The organism is Pseudomonas sp. NPDC089547 (assembly GCF_050280665.1).
GTDB lineage: Bacteria > Pseudomonadota > Gammaproteobacteria > Pseudomonadales > Pseudomonadaceae > Aquipseudomonas.
Map to the genome: position 1 here is coordinate 40,339 of NZ_JBNNVS010000039.1, position 12,979 is coordinate 53,317.

The window sequence follows — 12,979 nt, forward strand, 5'->3', positions numbered from 1 at the left end:
GGGGGTATACAGCAATCGGCGAACCCGATTGCATGCCAGCATCAGCTGACTGATCCGGCGTCGTCTCCACGTATCGAGCGAGGTGACGTCATGAGTATTTTTAGCCACTTCCAACAACGTTTCGAGTCCACGCGCCAGGAAGAACTCTCGCTGCAGGAGTACCTCGAGCTGTGCAAAGGGGATCGCAGTGCCTACGCATCGGCGGCCGAACGGCTGTTGCTGGCCATCGGTGAGCCAGAGCTGATCGACACCTCTACCAACTCCAGGCTGTCGCGCATTTTCTCCAACAAGGTTATTCGCCGCTATCCGGCCTTTGCCGACTTCCATGGCATGGAAGAGTGCATCGACCAGATCGTCTCGTACTTCCGCCACGCCGCCCAAGGCCTGGAAGAGAAGAAACAGATCCTCTATCTGCTGGGCCCGGTAGGCGGTGGTAAATCGTCGCTGGCGGAAAAACTCAAGCAGCTGATGGAAAAGGTACCGTTCTACGCCATCAAGGGCTCGCCAGTATTCGAGTCGCCTTTGGGCTTGTTCAATGCCACCGAAGATGGGGCCATTCTCGAGGAAGAGTTCGGCATCCCACGGCGCTACCTGAACACCATCATGTCGCCCTGGGCCACCAAGCGCCTGCAGGAGTTTGGCGGCGACATCTCCAAGTTCAAGGTGGTGAAACTCTACCCGTCGATTCTCAACCAGGTTGCCATTGCCAAGACCGAGCCCGGTGACGAGAACAACCAGGACATCTCTGCCCTGGTCGGCAAGGTTGATATTCGCAAGCTTGAAGAGTACCCACAGAACGACGCCGATGCTTACAGCTACTCGGGCGCACTGTGCCGGGCCAACCAGGGCCTGATGGAATTCGTCGAAATGTTCAAGGCACCGATCAAGGTCCTGCACCCCTTGCTCACCGCCACCCAGGAAGGTAACTACAACAGTACCGAAGGCCTTGGGGCTATTCCCTATACCGGTATCCTGCTGGCGCACTCCAACGAATCGGAGTGGCACACCTTCCGCAACAACAAGAACAACGAAGCGTTCATCGACCGGATCTACATCGTCAAGGTGCCGTACTGCCTGCGCGTCAGCGATGAAATCAAGATCTACGACAAATTGCTGGTCAACAGCTCGCTGTCCAAAGCCCATTGCGCGCCGGACACCCTCAAGATGCTGGCTCAGTTCACAGTGCTTTCGCGCCTCAAGGAGCCTGAAAACTCCAATATCTATTCGAAGATGCGCGTTTACGACGGGGAGAACCTCAAGGATACCGATCCAAAGGCCAAGTCGATCCAGGAATACCGCGACTCGGCCGGCGTCGACGAGGGCATGAACGGCCTGTCGACCCGCTTCGCCTTCAAGATCCTGTCCAAGGTGTTCAACTTCGACCCACACGAAATTGCCGCCAACCCGGTGCACCTGCTGTATGTGCTGGAACAGCAGATTGAACAGGAACAGTTCCCTGCCGAAGTGCGCGAACGCTACCTGCGCTACCTGAAGGAATACCTGGCACCGCGCTACATCGAGTTCATCGGCAAGGAGATCCAGACCGCTTACCTGGAGTCCTACAGCGAATACGGCCAGAACATCTTCGACCGCTATGTGCTGTACGCCGACTTCTGGATCCAGGACCAGGAGTACAGGGACCCGGAAACCGGCGAAATCCTCAACCGCATCGCCCTCAACGAGGAGCTGGAAAAAATCGAGAAACCGGCCGGCATCAGCAACCCGAAAGACTTCCGCAACGAGATCGTCAACTTCGTGTTGCGCGCACGCGCCAACAACAACGGCAAGAACCCAAGCTGGCTGAGCTATGAAAAGTTGCGGGTGGTGATCGAGAAGAAAATGTTCTCCAACACAGAAGACCTGCTGCCCGTCATCAGCTTCAACGCCAAGGCCAGCAAAGAGGACCAGAAGAAACACAACGACTTCGTCACCCGGATGGTGGAACGTGGCTACACCGACAAACAGGTACGCCTGCTGTCGGAATGGTACCTGCGGGTCAGGAAATCGCAATAAAGCGACAGGCTACGCACCGCACGCCCAAGGCTTGTTGTACCCGCCTTGGGCGGCGGCAGCTGCTTTGCTGCCATTACGTGCAGCAGCTCGTAGCTTGAAGCGTGCAGCTGTTCCCAGCTACCGGAGGGACCATGAGCTACGTTATCGACCGACGCCTGAACGGCAAGAACAAGAGCACGGTCAACCGCCAGCGCTTCCTGCGGCGGTACCGCGAACACATCAAGAAGGCCGTCGAAGAGGCGGTGAGCCGCCGTTCCATCATGGACATGGAACATGGCGAGCAAATCAGCATTCCCGGTCGCGACATCGACGAACCCGTGCTGCACCATGGCCGCGGGGGCAAACAGACCATCGTGCACCCTGGCAACAAGGAATTCACTGCCGGTGAACACATTCCAAGGCCGCAAGGCGGTGGAGGGGGTGGCGGCGGTCGCGGCAAGGCAGGCAATTCTGGCGAGGGCATGGACGAATTCGTCTTCCAGATCACTCAGGAAGAGTTTCTCGAGTTCATGTTCGAAGACCTCGAGCTGCCCAACCTGGTCAAGCGTCACCTGACGGGCGCAGACACCTTCAAGACCGTGCGCGCCGGCATCGCCAACGAAGGCAACCCGTCACGCATCAACATCGTGCGTACCCTGCGCTCGGCCCATGCACGGCGTATCGCCCTGACCGGCAGCAGCCGCGCACTGTTGCGTGAGGCACAAAAGGAACTCGACCGCCTGCGGGTCGAGGAACCGGACAACTTCACTGATATCCAGGAAGTCGAACAGGAAATCGAGCGGTTGAAAGCACGCATCAATCGCCTGCCCTTCCTCGACACCTTCGACCTCAAGTACAACCTGCTGGTCAAGCAGCCCAACCCCAGCTCCAAGGCGGTGATGTTCTGCCTGATGGACGTGTCCGGCTCGATGACCCAGGCCACCAAGGACATCGCCAAACGCTTCTTCATCCTGCTGTACCTGTTCCTCAAGCGTAACTACGACCGCATCGAAGTGGTGTTCATCCGCCACCACACCAGCGCCCGCGAAGTCGACGAAGAAGAGTTCTTCTACTCGCGGGAGACCGGCGGCACCATCGTCTCCAGCGCGCTCAAGCTGATGCAGGAGATCATGGCCGAACGTTACCCGGCCAGCGACTGGAACATCTATGCCGCGCAAGCCTCTGACGGCGACAACTGGAACGACGACTCGCCGATCTGCCGCGAGATCCTCTCCAAACAGATCATGCCGCATGTGCAGTACTACACTTACGTCGAGATCACCCCCCGTGAACACCAGGCGCTGTGGTATGAATACGAACGCATCGGTGAAGCCTACCCCGACACGTTCGCCCAGCAGCAGTTGGTATCGGCCGGCGACATCTACCCGGTCTTCCGTGAACTCTTCCAGCGCAGGTTAGCCACATGACCGCCAGAGCACAGAGACGCCAACCCATTTCCACCGGGTCCGAGTGGACGTTCGAGCTGATCCAGACCTACGATCGGGAAATCAGCCGCCTGGCCGAGCGTTACGCCCTGGACACCTACCCCAACCAGATCGAGGTGATCACGGCCGAGCAAATGATGGACGCCTATGCCTCGGTCGGCATGCCACTGGGCTACCACCACTGGTCCTATGGCAAGCAGTTCCTCAGCACGGAAAAGTCGTACAGCCGCGGCCAGATGGGCCTGGCCTACGAGATCGTGATCAATTCCGACCCCTGCATCGCCTACCTGATGGAAGAAAACACCATGTGCATGCAGGCACTGGTGATTGCCCACGCCTGCTACGGGCATAACAGCTTCTTCAAAGGCAACTACCTGTTCCGCACCTGGACCGACGCCAGTTCGATCATCGATTACCTGGTGTTCGCCAAGCAGTACATCGCCCAGTGCGAAGAGCGCCATGGCATCGATGCAGTGGAAGACCTGATTGACTCTTGCCATGCCCTGATGAACTACGGTGTAGACCGCTACAAGCGGCCCTACCCCATTTCCGCCGAAGAGGAGCGGCGCCGGCAACAGGAACGCGAGGAGCACCTGCAGCGGCAGATCAACGACCTGTGGCGCACCATTCCGAAAAGCGCCGAAAAGGGTAACGAGCGTGATGATGGGCGCTTCCCCGCCGAACCGCAGGAAAACATCCTGTATTTCATCGAAAAAAATGCACCGCTACTCGAGCCCTGGCAGCGCGAGGTGGTGCGCATCGTGCGCAAGATCGCCCAGTACTTCTACCCACAGCGCCAAACCCAGGTGATGAACGAAGGCTGGGCAACCTTCTGGCACTACACGCTGATGAACGACCTGTACGACGAGGGGCTGATCACCGAGGGCTTCATGATGGAGTTCTTGCAGTCGCACACCAGCGTTGTGTTCCAGCCCGGTTTCGACAGCCCGTACTACAGCGGCATCAACCCGTACGCACTGGGCTTTGCCATGTACAGCGACATCCGCCGCATGTGCGAAAACCCGACGGAGGAAGATCGCCACTGGTTCCCCGAAATTGCCGGCAGCGACTGGCTTTCTACCATCAAGTTCGCCATGAGCAGCTTCAAGGACGAGAGCTTCATCCTGCAGTACCTGTCGCCCAAGGTGATGCGCGATCTCAAGCTGTTCAGCATCCTCGATGACGACCAGCGCGACGATCTGCTGGTGCCCGCCATTCATGACGAAGCAGGGTACCGGGTGATTCGCGAGCAGTTGGCAGCGCAGTACAACCTGGGCAACCGTGAACCCAACGTGCAGATCTGGAGCGTCGACCGCCGTGGTGACCGCTCGCTGACCCTGCGCCACCAACAGCACAACCGCAAACCGCTGGGCGAATCCACCGACGAAGTGCTCAAGCACCTGCACCGCCTGTGGGGCTTCGATATCCACCTGGAGACCGTGCAGGGCGATCAGGTGATGAAGACCCACCACATGCCACCGCGCGGCGAGCACGGCGAAAGCGCCGATTACGGTCGCATGGACCTGGCCGTCATCCACCACCTCTAGTGCAACGCAATGACTGCCGGCAGGGTATCCTGTCGGCAGTTATGGAGAGTTGCACATGCACATCTACAAAGTTGGCGGCGCCGTACGCGACCGCCTGCTAGGCCGCCCGGTCAGCGATATCGACTGGCTGGTGGTTGGCGCCACCGTGGACGAAATGCTTGCCAAGGGCTATCGGCCGGTCGGTGCCGATTTCCCGGTATTCCTGCACCCGAAAACCGGCGAGGAATACGCCCTGGCGCGCACCGAGCGCAAGAGTGGACGCGGCTACGGCGGATTCACCTTTCACGCCAGCCCCGACGTTACCCTGGAAGAAGACCTGATCCGCCGCGACCTCACCATCAATGCGATGGCCGAGGACGAAGCGGGCGCGGTATATGACCCTTACCATGGCAAGGCCGATCTTGATCAGCGCCTGTTACGCCACGTTTCCCCGGCATTCGCAGAAGATCCGTTACGCGTGCTGCGCGTTGCGCGGTTTGCTGCCCGCTATGCACCACTGGGTTTCCGGGTTGCCGACGAGACCCTGGAGCTGATGCGCCTGATCAGTGCTTCGGGCGAGTTGCAGGCACTTACTGCCGAGCGCAGCTGGAAGGAAATCGAGCGAGCGCTGATGGAGGCGCAACCGCAGGTGTTCTTCCAGGTGCTGCGTGCCTGTGGGGCCCTGCAACAGCTGCTGCCTGAGCTTGATAACGATACCCAGGCCCTGGCGGCGCTGGAGCAGGCTGCGCTGCATGAGCAGCCCTTGCACGTGCGCTGGGCCTGCCTGCTGCACGCCCTGCCCTCGGCCTCGATCAAGGCGGTCAATCAGCGCCTCAAGGCGCCACGGGAGTGCCAGGAACTGGCGTTGCTGACGGGTGAGTGCCTGGCACAGGCTGACCAGGCGCTGTCGCTACCTGCTACGGCATTGCTGGAGCTGCTGCAAAAGTTTGATGTGTACCGCCGGCCGCAGCGCTTCGAGGATTTCCTCAGCGCTTGCGAAATGACTGCGCTGGGCGTGGGCAAAGCGGGTTATCCACAGGCCGGGTATCTGCGTGGTGCAGCGGCGGCGGCGCGGGCAGTGGATGTGAAGCCGCTGGTGCAGGCCGGGCATACCGGCCAGGCTTTGGGCGAAGCGCTCAAAGGTGAGCGGCTGAAAGCGCTTGAGGCTTACCAGCCCGGTTAGAGCTACCGGCCCTTTCGCGGCTAAAGCCGCTCCCACAGGTGTTGCGTTGCCTTCAAGTTGGCGCGGTCCCTGTGGGAGCAACTGTCTTATTCAAAATCTTCAAGCTCCCACAGGGACTGCGCTGGCTTCGAGTTAACACAGTACCTGTGGGAGCGGCTTTAGCCGCGAAAGGGCCGGTACAGGCTTATGCTGGAGTCAGCTGCAACCCACGCCACTCAAAGGCGACCGGGGCCAGCACCTGATCGATCTGCGCCTCCTGCCACAACTGCGCCATGCGCTTGCCCACCCCCGGGTGCACCAGCTCAGGTGCCAGCAGCGACAGCGGCCACAGCACAAACGCGTTCTTCAGGATTTCGGCTCTGGGCAGTACCAACCCATCGAACGTGCCGTGCAAATCGTCATACATCAGCACGTCGATATCCAGCGGCAACCCTTTGCGATCCGGCGCATAGCGGCCATTGTCGGCCTCGATGAACTTCAGCCGGCGGTCCAGTTCGATCAGCGGCAGCTCGGTTTGCCCGGTCACCACGAAGTTGATGAACGGCCCACTCTTGATCCCCACCGCCTGGCTTTCGAACGCCGGCGAGCAGCGCATGTCGGTCAGGATGCCGGCCAGCGCATCAAGCCCGGCACACAAGTGCGCCTCGCGGTCGATGTTGCTGCCGAGGCCCAGGTAAACCGTGCTCAGAGACATCCGCGCTCGATCTCCACGCCAACACCACCACGGGCCGCCGGCACCGCCCCGGGCTTGGTCAGCTTCAACCGCACCCACGGGATCTGGAACTCATCCATCAAGGTGGCCACCAGGCGCTCGGCAAAGGTTTCCACCAACTCGAAACGCGCCTGCTCGGCAAACGCCTGCACACGCGCCGACACGCTGGCATAGTCCAGCGCCAGGCTCAGGTCGTCACCCGCTGCCGCCGGGCGGTTGTCCCAGGCAAAGCTCAGGTCCAGGCGCAAGCACTGGCGAATATCCCGCTCCCAGTCATAGGCACCGATCACGGTATCGACTTCCAGGCCTTCGATGAACACTCTGTCCAAGCACTTCTCTCCACAGCACGACAAGGGCGACTGGCGCCGTTAGAATCAGGGCGTCCTCGCCCGGAATAGTTAGCATGTTTTGGTTACTGGCGTTGCTCGCCTACCTGCTCGGCTCGCTGTCCTTTGCCATCGTCCTCAGCCGCCTTTCGGGCAGCCCGGACCCGCGCTCCAGCGGCTCAGGCAATGCCGGCGCCACCAACATGCTACGCCTGGCGGGCCGCAAACTGGCGATCCTGACCCTGCTTGGCGACCTGTGCAAGGGCCTTTTGCCGGTATTGCTCGCACGCTTTGCCGGGCTGGACCTGCACGCGCAGGCCTGGGTAGGCGTGTGCGCGGTGCTGGGCCACCTGTTCCCCCTGTACTTCTGCTTCCGGGGCGGCAAGGGCGTGGCCACCGCCGCCGGCATGCTCATGGGCCTGTACTTCCCGGCCGCGCTGCTGGCCATTGGCGCCTGGCTGCTGACCTTCTACCTCACCCGTACCAGCTCGCTGGCGGCACTGATCGCCACACCACTCACCTTGCCACTGCTGGCCTGGCGCGAGCCCGAAGCCCTGCTGCCGATCAGCGTGCTGACGGTGATGATCGTGTGGCGCCACCGCAACAACCTGCGCGACCTGTTTGCCGGGCGCGAACGGCACTTCTGAACCTTACAGCGCAGGCAACTGCTCCATCGGCCAGCGGGCCTGCACACTGATCGCCAGGTCCTGCTGCTGCCCGGCCAACAGGCGCTGACAACCGGCGTAGGCAATCATCGCGCCGTTGTCGGTGCAGAACTGCGGACGAGCGTAGTACACATTGCCCTTCATGCTGCCGAGCATGTCCTCGAGGGATGCGCGCAAAGCCTTGTTGGCACTCACACCACCCGCGATCACCAGGCGCTTGAGGCCGGTCTGCTTGAGGGCACGCTTGCACTTGATGGTCAACGTCTCCACCACCGCCTGCTGGAATGCCAGCGACACGTCGCAACGCGTTTGCTCGCCGTCGTCACCAGCCTGCTTGCATTGCTGCCAGGTATTCAGGGCGAAGGTCTTGAGGCCACTGAAGCTGAACTCCAGGCCCGGACGATCGGTCATCGGCCGTGGGAACACGAAGCGCCCAGGCACGCCCTGCTCGGCCAGGCGCGCGATTTCCGGGCCGCCTGGGTAATTGAGACCGATCAGCTTGGCAGTCTTGTCGAAGGCTTCGCCGGCAGCGTCATCCAGGCTCTCGCCCAACAGCTCGTACTGGCCGATGCCATCGACGCGAACCAGCTGGGTATGCCCGCCTGAAACCAACAAAGCGACGAACGGAAACTGCGGTGGATTTTCTTCCAGCATGGGTGCCAGCAAGTGGCCTTCCATGTGGTGCACGCCAATCGCCGGGATGTCCCAGGCAAAGGCCAGCGCCTGGGCGCACGAGGCGCCCACCAGCAATGCGCCGACCAGCCCGGGGCCCGCGGTATAGGCAATGGCGTCAATCTCGGTGGCGACGCAGCCAGCCTCGTCCAGCACCTGGCGAATAAGCGGCAGCATGCGCTTTACGTGGTCACGCGAGGCAAGCTCGGGCACCACACCGCCAAACACACGGTGCAGGTCGATCTGGCTGAACAGTGCGTCGGCCAACAAGCCGCGCTCACTGTCGTATAATGCGACGCCAGTTTCGTCGCAGGATGTTTCCAATCCCAGTACTAGCATGGGTTCGTCCCTTGTGGGGGCTGAATTCGAAGCCGCGCATGATAGTCCCCGTGTCGGATGCCGACCAGCGGTTTTCGATCAGAGGCTTTGCATTCCTGCTTGCTAAGGGTTAACATCCGCAACCCTTGAAAACCGACGTTCTCCAGCACACCTTTGTTTTGCCAGGAGCACGTCTACCCCGGTAATGAATTAAGGTAGCCCTGGATGCCAGCCGTCAAAGTTAAAGAGAACGAACCCTTCGACGTAGCTCTGCGTCGTTTCAAGCGCTCCTGCGAAAAAGCCGGTGTACTGGCTGAAGTTCGTAGCCGCGAGTTTTACGAGAAGCCGACCGCAGAGCGTAAGCGCAAAGCAGCTGCTGCTGTTAAGCGTCACGCCAAGAAAGTTCAGCGCGAACAGCGCCGCGCCGTTCGTCTGTACTAATACAGGCGTTCAACGCAAAGCTTCTGCCCTGCCCGGCTAACCGCCGGGCGATGGCAGTGGTCGATTCAAGCTTGAGCAGCTAGCTCAAGGCCCTGCACACGCTTTATGCGAATTGCACATGGGCAACCTGCCTGAAACGTCAGAGCTGGTCCTTCTTGCTGTATGACCAGACGTGCACGTCCGACTGACGGGCCCCCAGGGGCTGGCGGCGAGCACACATTCCCTCGCACATCCCCAAACGACACCCGCCCCATTCGGCGCGTGAGCGATTAGACTTGCCAGTTGCCAGATGACGAGACTGCCATGGCCGGGCTGATTCCCCAGAGTTTCATTGACGACCTTATCAACCGCCTCGACATCGTCGACGTGGTAAGTTCGCGCGTCCAGCTGAAAAAAACCGGCAAGAACTACTCTGCCTGCTGCCCGTTCCACAAGGAAAAGACACCTTCCTTCACGGTCAGCCCCGACAAGCAGTTCTACTACTGCTTCGGCTGCGGTGCCGGCGGCAACGCCCTGGGCTTCGTCATGGACCACGACAACCTGGACTTCCCCCAGGCTGTCGAGGAACTGGCCCGCGCCGCTGGCATGGAAGTACCCCGCGAGCAAGGCCGCCGTGACAACAAGCCGCGCCAGCCTACAGACTCGCCGCTGTACCCGCTGCTGGATGCCGCCTCGGAATTCTATCGCCAGGCCCTGCGCAACCACCCGACCCGCAAGGCGGCGGTGGACTACCTAAAGGGCCGCGGCCTGTCCGGGGAAATTGCCCGCGACTTCGGCCTGGGCTTTGCCCCGCCGGGCTGGGACAACCTGCTCAAGCACCTGGGTGCAGACACCTTGCAGCAGAAAGTGATGATCGATGCCGGCCTGCTGATCGAGAATGCCGAAAGCGGCAAGCGTTACGACCGCTTCCGCGACCGGGTGATGTTCCCGATCCGGGACAGCCGCGGGCGCATCATTGCCTTCGGCGGCCGGGTGCTCGGCGACGACAAGCCCAAGTACCTGAACTCGCCGGAAACCCCGGTGTTCCACAAGGGCCAGGAACTGTACGGCCTGTACGAGGCGCGCAAGCACAACCGCAACCTCGACGAGATCATCGTCGTCGAGGGCTACATGGACGTCATCGCCCTGGCCCAGCAAGGCTTGCGCAATGCCGTGGCCACCCTGGGCACCGCCACCAGCGAAGAGCACCTCAAACGGCTGTTCCGCGTGGTACCCAGCGTGCTGTTCTGCTTCGACGGCGACCAAGCCGGGCGCAAGGCCGCCTGGCGCGCCCTGGAGTCGACCCTGTCGAATCTGCAGGACGGCCGCCGCGCGCGGTTCCTGTTCCTGCCCGAAGGCGAAGACCCGGATAGCCTGGTGCGCGCCGAAGGTACCGATGCCTTCATGGCCCGTATCAACCAGCACGCCCAGCCGCTGGCCGACTACTTCTTCGAGCAACTGGGTGTCGAAGCCGACCCACGCTCGCTTGAAGGCAAAGCGCACATGGCGACCCTGGCAGCACCGCTGATCGAAAAGATCCCCGGCGCCAACCTGCGCCAATTGATGCGCAACCGCCTTAAAGAAATCACCGGCCTCGACCCGCAGCAGGTGGAGCAACTGGCGCAACAAGCCCCAGCACCCAGCAGCGTGCCGGACTACGACCCTGGCTACGACTACGACGCCATGGCCAGCTATACCCCCGACTACGGCGACATGCCGCAGCACGACTACGCGCCCGCTCACCAGGAGCAGGCATGGCAGCCGAACAAGGGCGGCGGCAAAAAGCAGTGGAGCGACAAGCCCTGGGACAAGAACCGCAAGGGCGGCAAGCCCTGGCAGCAACGCGACGAAGCACCACCACGCGTGCCTGCCCCGGTCGAGCCGCCCACCCTCGCCGCCCTGCGCACCCTGCTGCACCACCCGCTGCTGGCCGGCAAGGTAGAAGATGCCAGCCACTTTGCCGATGAAGAACACCTGTATAGCCAGCTGCTGGTGGCACTGATCGAAGCCGCGCAGAAAAATCCTGGGCTAAGCTCAATGCAGTTGATCGCACGTTGGCACGGCACCGAACAGGGCCGCCTGCTGCGGGCCCTGGCAGAAAAGGAATGGCTGATCGTGGCCGACAACCTTGAACAACAGTTTTTCGACACTATAACTAGCTTGTCCGCCCGCCAACGCGAGCGCAGCCTGGAACAACTGCTCAGGAAATCACGTCAAAGCGAATTGACCGGCGAGGAAAAAATTCAGCTCCTCGCCTTGCTGAGCCGGAATGTTCCCGCACAAACGCCGACCTCATCTGGCGCGTGAGGCCCATGCTCGGGTATAATCCTCGGCTTGTTTTTTGCCCGCCAAGACCTTCAGTGGATAGGGTGTTATGTCCGGAAAAGCGCAACAGCAGTCTCGTATCAAAGAGTTGATCACCCGCGGTCGTGAGCAGGGCTACCTGACTTACGCGGAGGTCAACGACCACCTGCCTGAGGATATTTCAGATCCGGAACAGGTGGAAGACATCATCCGCATGATCAACGACATGGGGATCAACGTATTCGAGAGTGCTCCGGATGCGGATGCCCTTCTGTTGGCGGAAGCCGACACCGACGAAGCCGCGGCCGAAGAAGCCGCTGCTGCGTTGGCGGCAGTTGAAACCGATATCGGCCGCACGACCGACCCGGTGCGCATGTACATGCGCGAAATGGGTACCGTCGAGCTGCTGACCCGCGAAGGCGAGATCGAAATCGCCAAGCGTATCGAGGAAGGCATCCGTGAAGTGATGGGCGCCATCGCCCACTTCCCGGGCACCGTCGATTACATTCTCGGCGAATATGACCGCGTCACCACCGAAGGTGGCCGCCTGTCCGACGTGCTCAGCGGCTACATCGACCCTGACGACAACATCGCCGCACCGACCGAAGAAGTGCCGATCCCTGGCACCAAGGCCGCTGCAGCGAAGGAAGAGTCCGACGACGAAGATGAAGAGTCCGAAGGCAGTGACGACGAGGAAGAGGCCGAGAGCGGCCCGGATCCGGTAGTCGCAGCCCAGCGCTTCGGTGCGGTATCCGACCAGCTTCAGGCAACCTCCAAGGTGCTGAAGAAAAACGGTCGTGCCCACAAGGAAAGCATCGAGGCCCTGCAGGCCCTGGCCGACCTGTTCATGCCGATCAAGCTGGTACCCAAGCAGTTCGAGGTACTGGTCGAGCGTGTACGTGACGCCCTGAACCGTCTGCGTCAGCAGGAACGCGCCATCATGCAGCTGTGCGTGCGTGATGCCCGCATGCCGCGTGCCGACTTCCTGCGCATGTTCCCAAGCAACGAAACCGACCAGACCTGGAGCGGTGACCTGGCCAAGCGCAACACCAAATGGGCTGCTGCCCTGGGTGAAAAGGACGCTGCCATCGTTGCTTGCCAGCAGAAGCTGATCGACCTTGAGACCGAAACCGGCCTGACCGTTGCCGAGATCAAGGACATCAACCGTCGCATGTCGATCGGTGAAGCCAAGGCCCGCCGCGCCAAGAAAGAAATGGTCGAGGCGAACCTGCGTCTGGTGATCTCCATCGCCAAGAAGTACACCAACCGTGGCCTGCAGTTCCTCGACCTGATCCAGGAAGGCAACATCGGCTTGATGAAAGTCATCTTACAAGCTGAAGCGATGTTTCTCACACAGTCAGCTGGCGCCGGACTGCTGCGCATGGAGTGCCGCATGGCTTTGAATGCGCGTTCACG

General features: G+C 61.0%; 11 protein-coding genes. 8 read left to right on the top strand and 3 right to left on the bottom strand.

Features of this window, described 5'->3' with window-relative positions; all coding sequences use genetic code 11:
* The first annotated feature begins 90 nt into the window (after nt 1-90).
* From ACQKPZ_RS21865 to ACQKPZ_RS21880, 4 genes are all read left to right on the top strand, one after another.
* Nucleotides 91-2,013 carry a PrkA family serine protein kinase gene (locus ACQKPZ_RS21865; RefSeq protein ID WP_391135862.1) on the top strand — a complete coding sequence of 641 codons (1,923 nt, stop codon included), beginning with the start codon at nt 91-93 and terminating at the stop codon, nt 2,011-2,013.
* A gap of 131 nt (nt 2,014-2,144) precedes the next feature.
* The gene (locus ACQKPZ_RS21870) at nt 2,145-3,419 is read left to right on the top strand and encodes a YeaH/YhbH family protein (protein WP_391135865.1); all 1,275 of its coding nucleotides are present in this window, start codon (nt 2,145-2,147) and stop codon (nt 3,417-3,419) included.
* Nucleotides 3,416-4,984: a SpoVR family protein gene (locus ACQKPZ_RS21875; protein WP_391135868.1), complete on the top strand. Its 1,569-nt coding sequence runs from the start codon at nt 3,416-3,418 to the stop codon at nt 4,982-4,984. The genes ACQKPZ_RS21870 and ACQKPZ_RS21875 overlap by 4 nt, the downstream gene beginning before the upstream one ends.
* Before the next feature lie 55 nt (nt 4,985-5,039).
* Entirely contained in the window at nt 5,040-6,146 is a 1,107-nt protein-coding gene (locus ACQKPZ_RS21880; protein ID WP_427542094.1) for a multifunctional CCA addition/repair protein, read from the top strand.
* A 184-nt stretch (nt 6,147-6,330) separates the two neighbouring features.
* On the opposite strand, the gene folK is transcribed toward ACQKPZ_RS21880, so the two are convergent.
* Together folK and folB are read right to left on the bottom strand one after the other, a co-directional pair.
* Nucleotides 6,331-6,840 carry a 2-amino-4-hydroxy-6-hydroxymethyldihydropteridine diphosphokinase gene (folK, locus tag ACQKPZ_RS21885; protein WP_427542097.1) on the bottom strand — a complete coding sequence of 170 codons (510 nt, stop codon included), beginning with the start codon at nt 6,838-6,840 and terminating at the stop codon, nt 6,331-6,333.
* Entirely contained in the window at nt 6,831-7,187 is a 357-nt protein-coding gene (gene folB, locus ACQKPZ_RS21890; RefSeq protein ID WP_391135877.1) for a dihydroneopterin aldolase, read from the bottom strand. Before folB ends, folK begins: the two co-directional genes overlap by 10 nt.
* 74 nt (nt 7,188-7,261) lie before the next feature.
* Here folB and plsY point away from each other — a divergent pair, with 74 nt between their 5' ends.
* Nucleotides 7,262-7,831 carry a glycerol-3-phosphate 1-O-acyltransferase PlsY gene (plsY, locus tag ACQKPZ_RS21895; RefSeq protein ID WP_427542100.1) on the top strand — a complete coding sequence of 190 codons (570 nt, stop codon included), beginning with the start codon at nt 7,262-7,264 and terminating at the stop codon, nt 7,829-7,831.
* Between the two features lie 3 nt (nt 7,832-7,834).
* On the opposite strand, the gene tsaD is transcribed toward plsY, so the two are convergent.
* Nucleotides 7,835-8,860: a tRNA (adenosine(37)-N6)-threonylcarbamoyltransferase complex transferase subunit TsaD gene (gene tsaD / locus ACQKPZ_RS21900; protein WP_391135883.1), complete on the bottom strand. Its 1,026-nt coding sequence runs from the start codon at nt 8,858-8,860 to the stop codon at nt 7,835-7,837.
* Nucleotides 8,861-9,064: 204 nt separating this feature from the next.
* On the opposite strand from tsaD, the gene rpsU reads away from it, so the two are divergent.
* The 3 genes from rpsU to ACQKPZ_RS21915 all read left to right on the top strand — a co-directional run.
* Nucleotides 9,065-9,280 carry a 30S ribosomal protein S21 gene (gene rpsU, locus ACQKPZ_RS21905; RefSeq protein ID WP_003255575.1) on the top strand — a complete coding sequence of 72 codons (216 nt, stop codon included), beginning with the start codon at nt 9,065-9,067 and terminating at the stop codon, nt 9,278-9,280.
* Between the two features lie 303 nt (nt 9,281-9,583).
* Complete coding sequence (dnaG, locus tag ACQKPZ_RS21910; protein ID WP_427542103.1) at nt 9,584-11,566, top strand: DNA primase; 1,983 nt, start codon at nt 9,584-9,586, stop codon at nt 11,564-11,566.
* A 67-nt stretch (nt 11,567-11,633) separates the two neighbouring features.
* The coding region (locus ACQKPZ_RS21915) for an RNA polymerase sigma factor region1.1 domain-containing protein (protein WP_427542106.1) at nt 11,634-12,979 on the top strand (1,346 nt) is incomplete at its 3' end.

What these genes read in the sequence shown, in the direction of transcription:
- ACQKPZ_RS21865 (WP_391135862.1), top strand. Translation starts at nt 91, where the DNA reads ATGAGTATTTTTAGCCACTTCCAACAACGTTTCGAGTCCACGCGCCAG.
- ACQKPZ_RS21870 (WP_391135865.1), top strand. Translation starts at nt 2,145, where the DNA reads ATGAGCTACGTTATCGACCGACGCCTGAACGGCAAGAACAAGAGCACG.
- ACQKPZ_RS21875 (WP_391135868.1), top strand. Translation starts at nt 3,416, where the DNA reads ATGACCGCCAGAGCACAGAGACGCCAACCCATTTCCACCGGGTCCGAG.
- ACQKPZ_RS21880 (WP_427542094.1), top strand. Translation starts at nt 5,040, where the DNA reads ATGCACATCTACAAAGTTGGCGGCGCCGTACGCGACCGCCTGCTAGGC.
- folK (WP_427542097.1), bottom strand. Translation starts at nt 6,840, where the DNA reads ATGTCTCTGAGCACGGTTTACCTGGGCCTCGGCAGCAACATCGACCGC.
- plsY (WP_427542100.1), top strand. Translation starts at nt 7,262, where the DNA reads ATGTTTTGGTTACTGGCGTTGCTCGCCTACCTGCTCGGCTCGCTGTCC.
- tsaD (WP_391135883.1), bottom strand. Translation starts at nt 8,860, where the DNA reads ATGCTAGTACTGGGATTGGAAACATCCTGCGACGAAACTGGCGTCGCA.
- rpsU (WP_003255575.1), top strand. Translation starts at nt 9,065, where the DNA reads ATGCCAGCCGTCAAAGTTAAAGAGAACGAACCCTTCGACGTAGCTCTG.
- dnaG (WP_427542103.1), top strand. Translation starts at nt 9,584, where the DNA reads ATGGCCGGGCTGATTCCCCAGAGTTTCATTGACGACCTTATCAACCGC.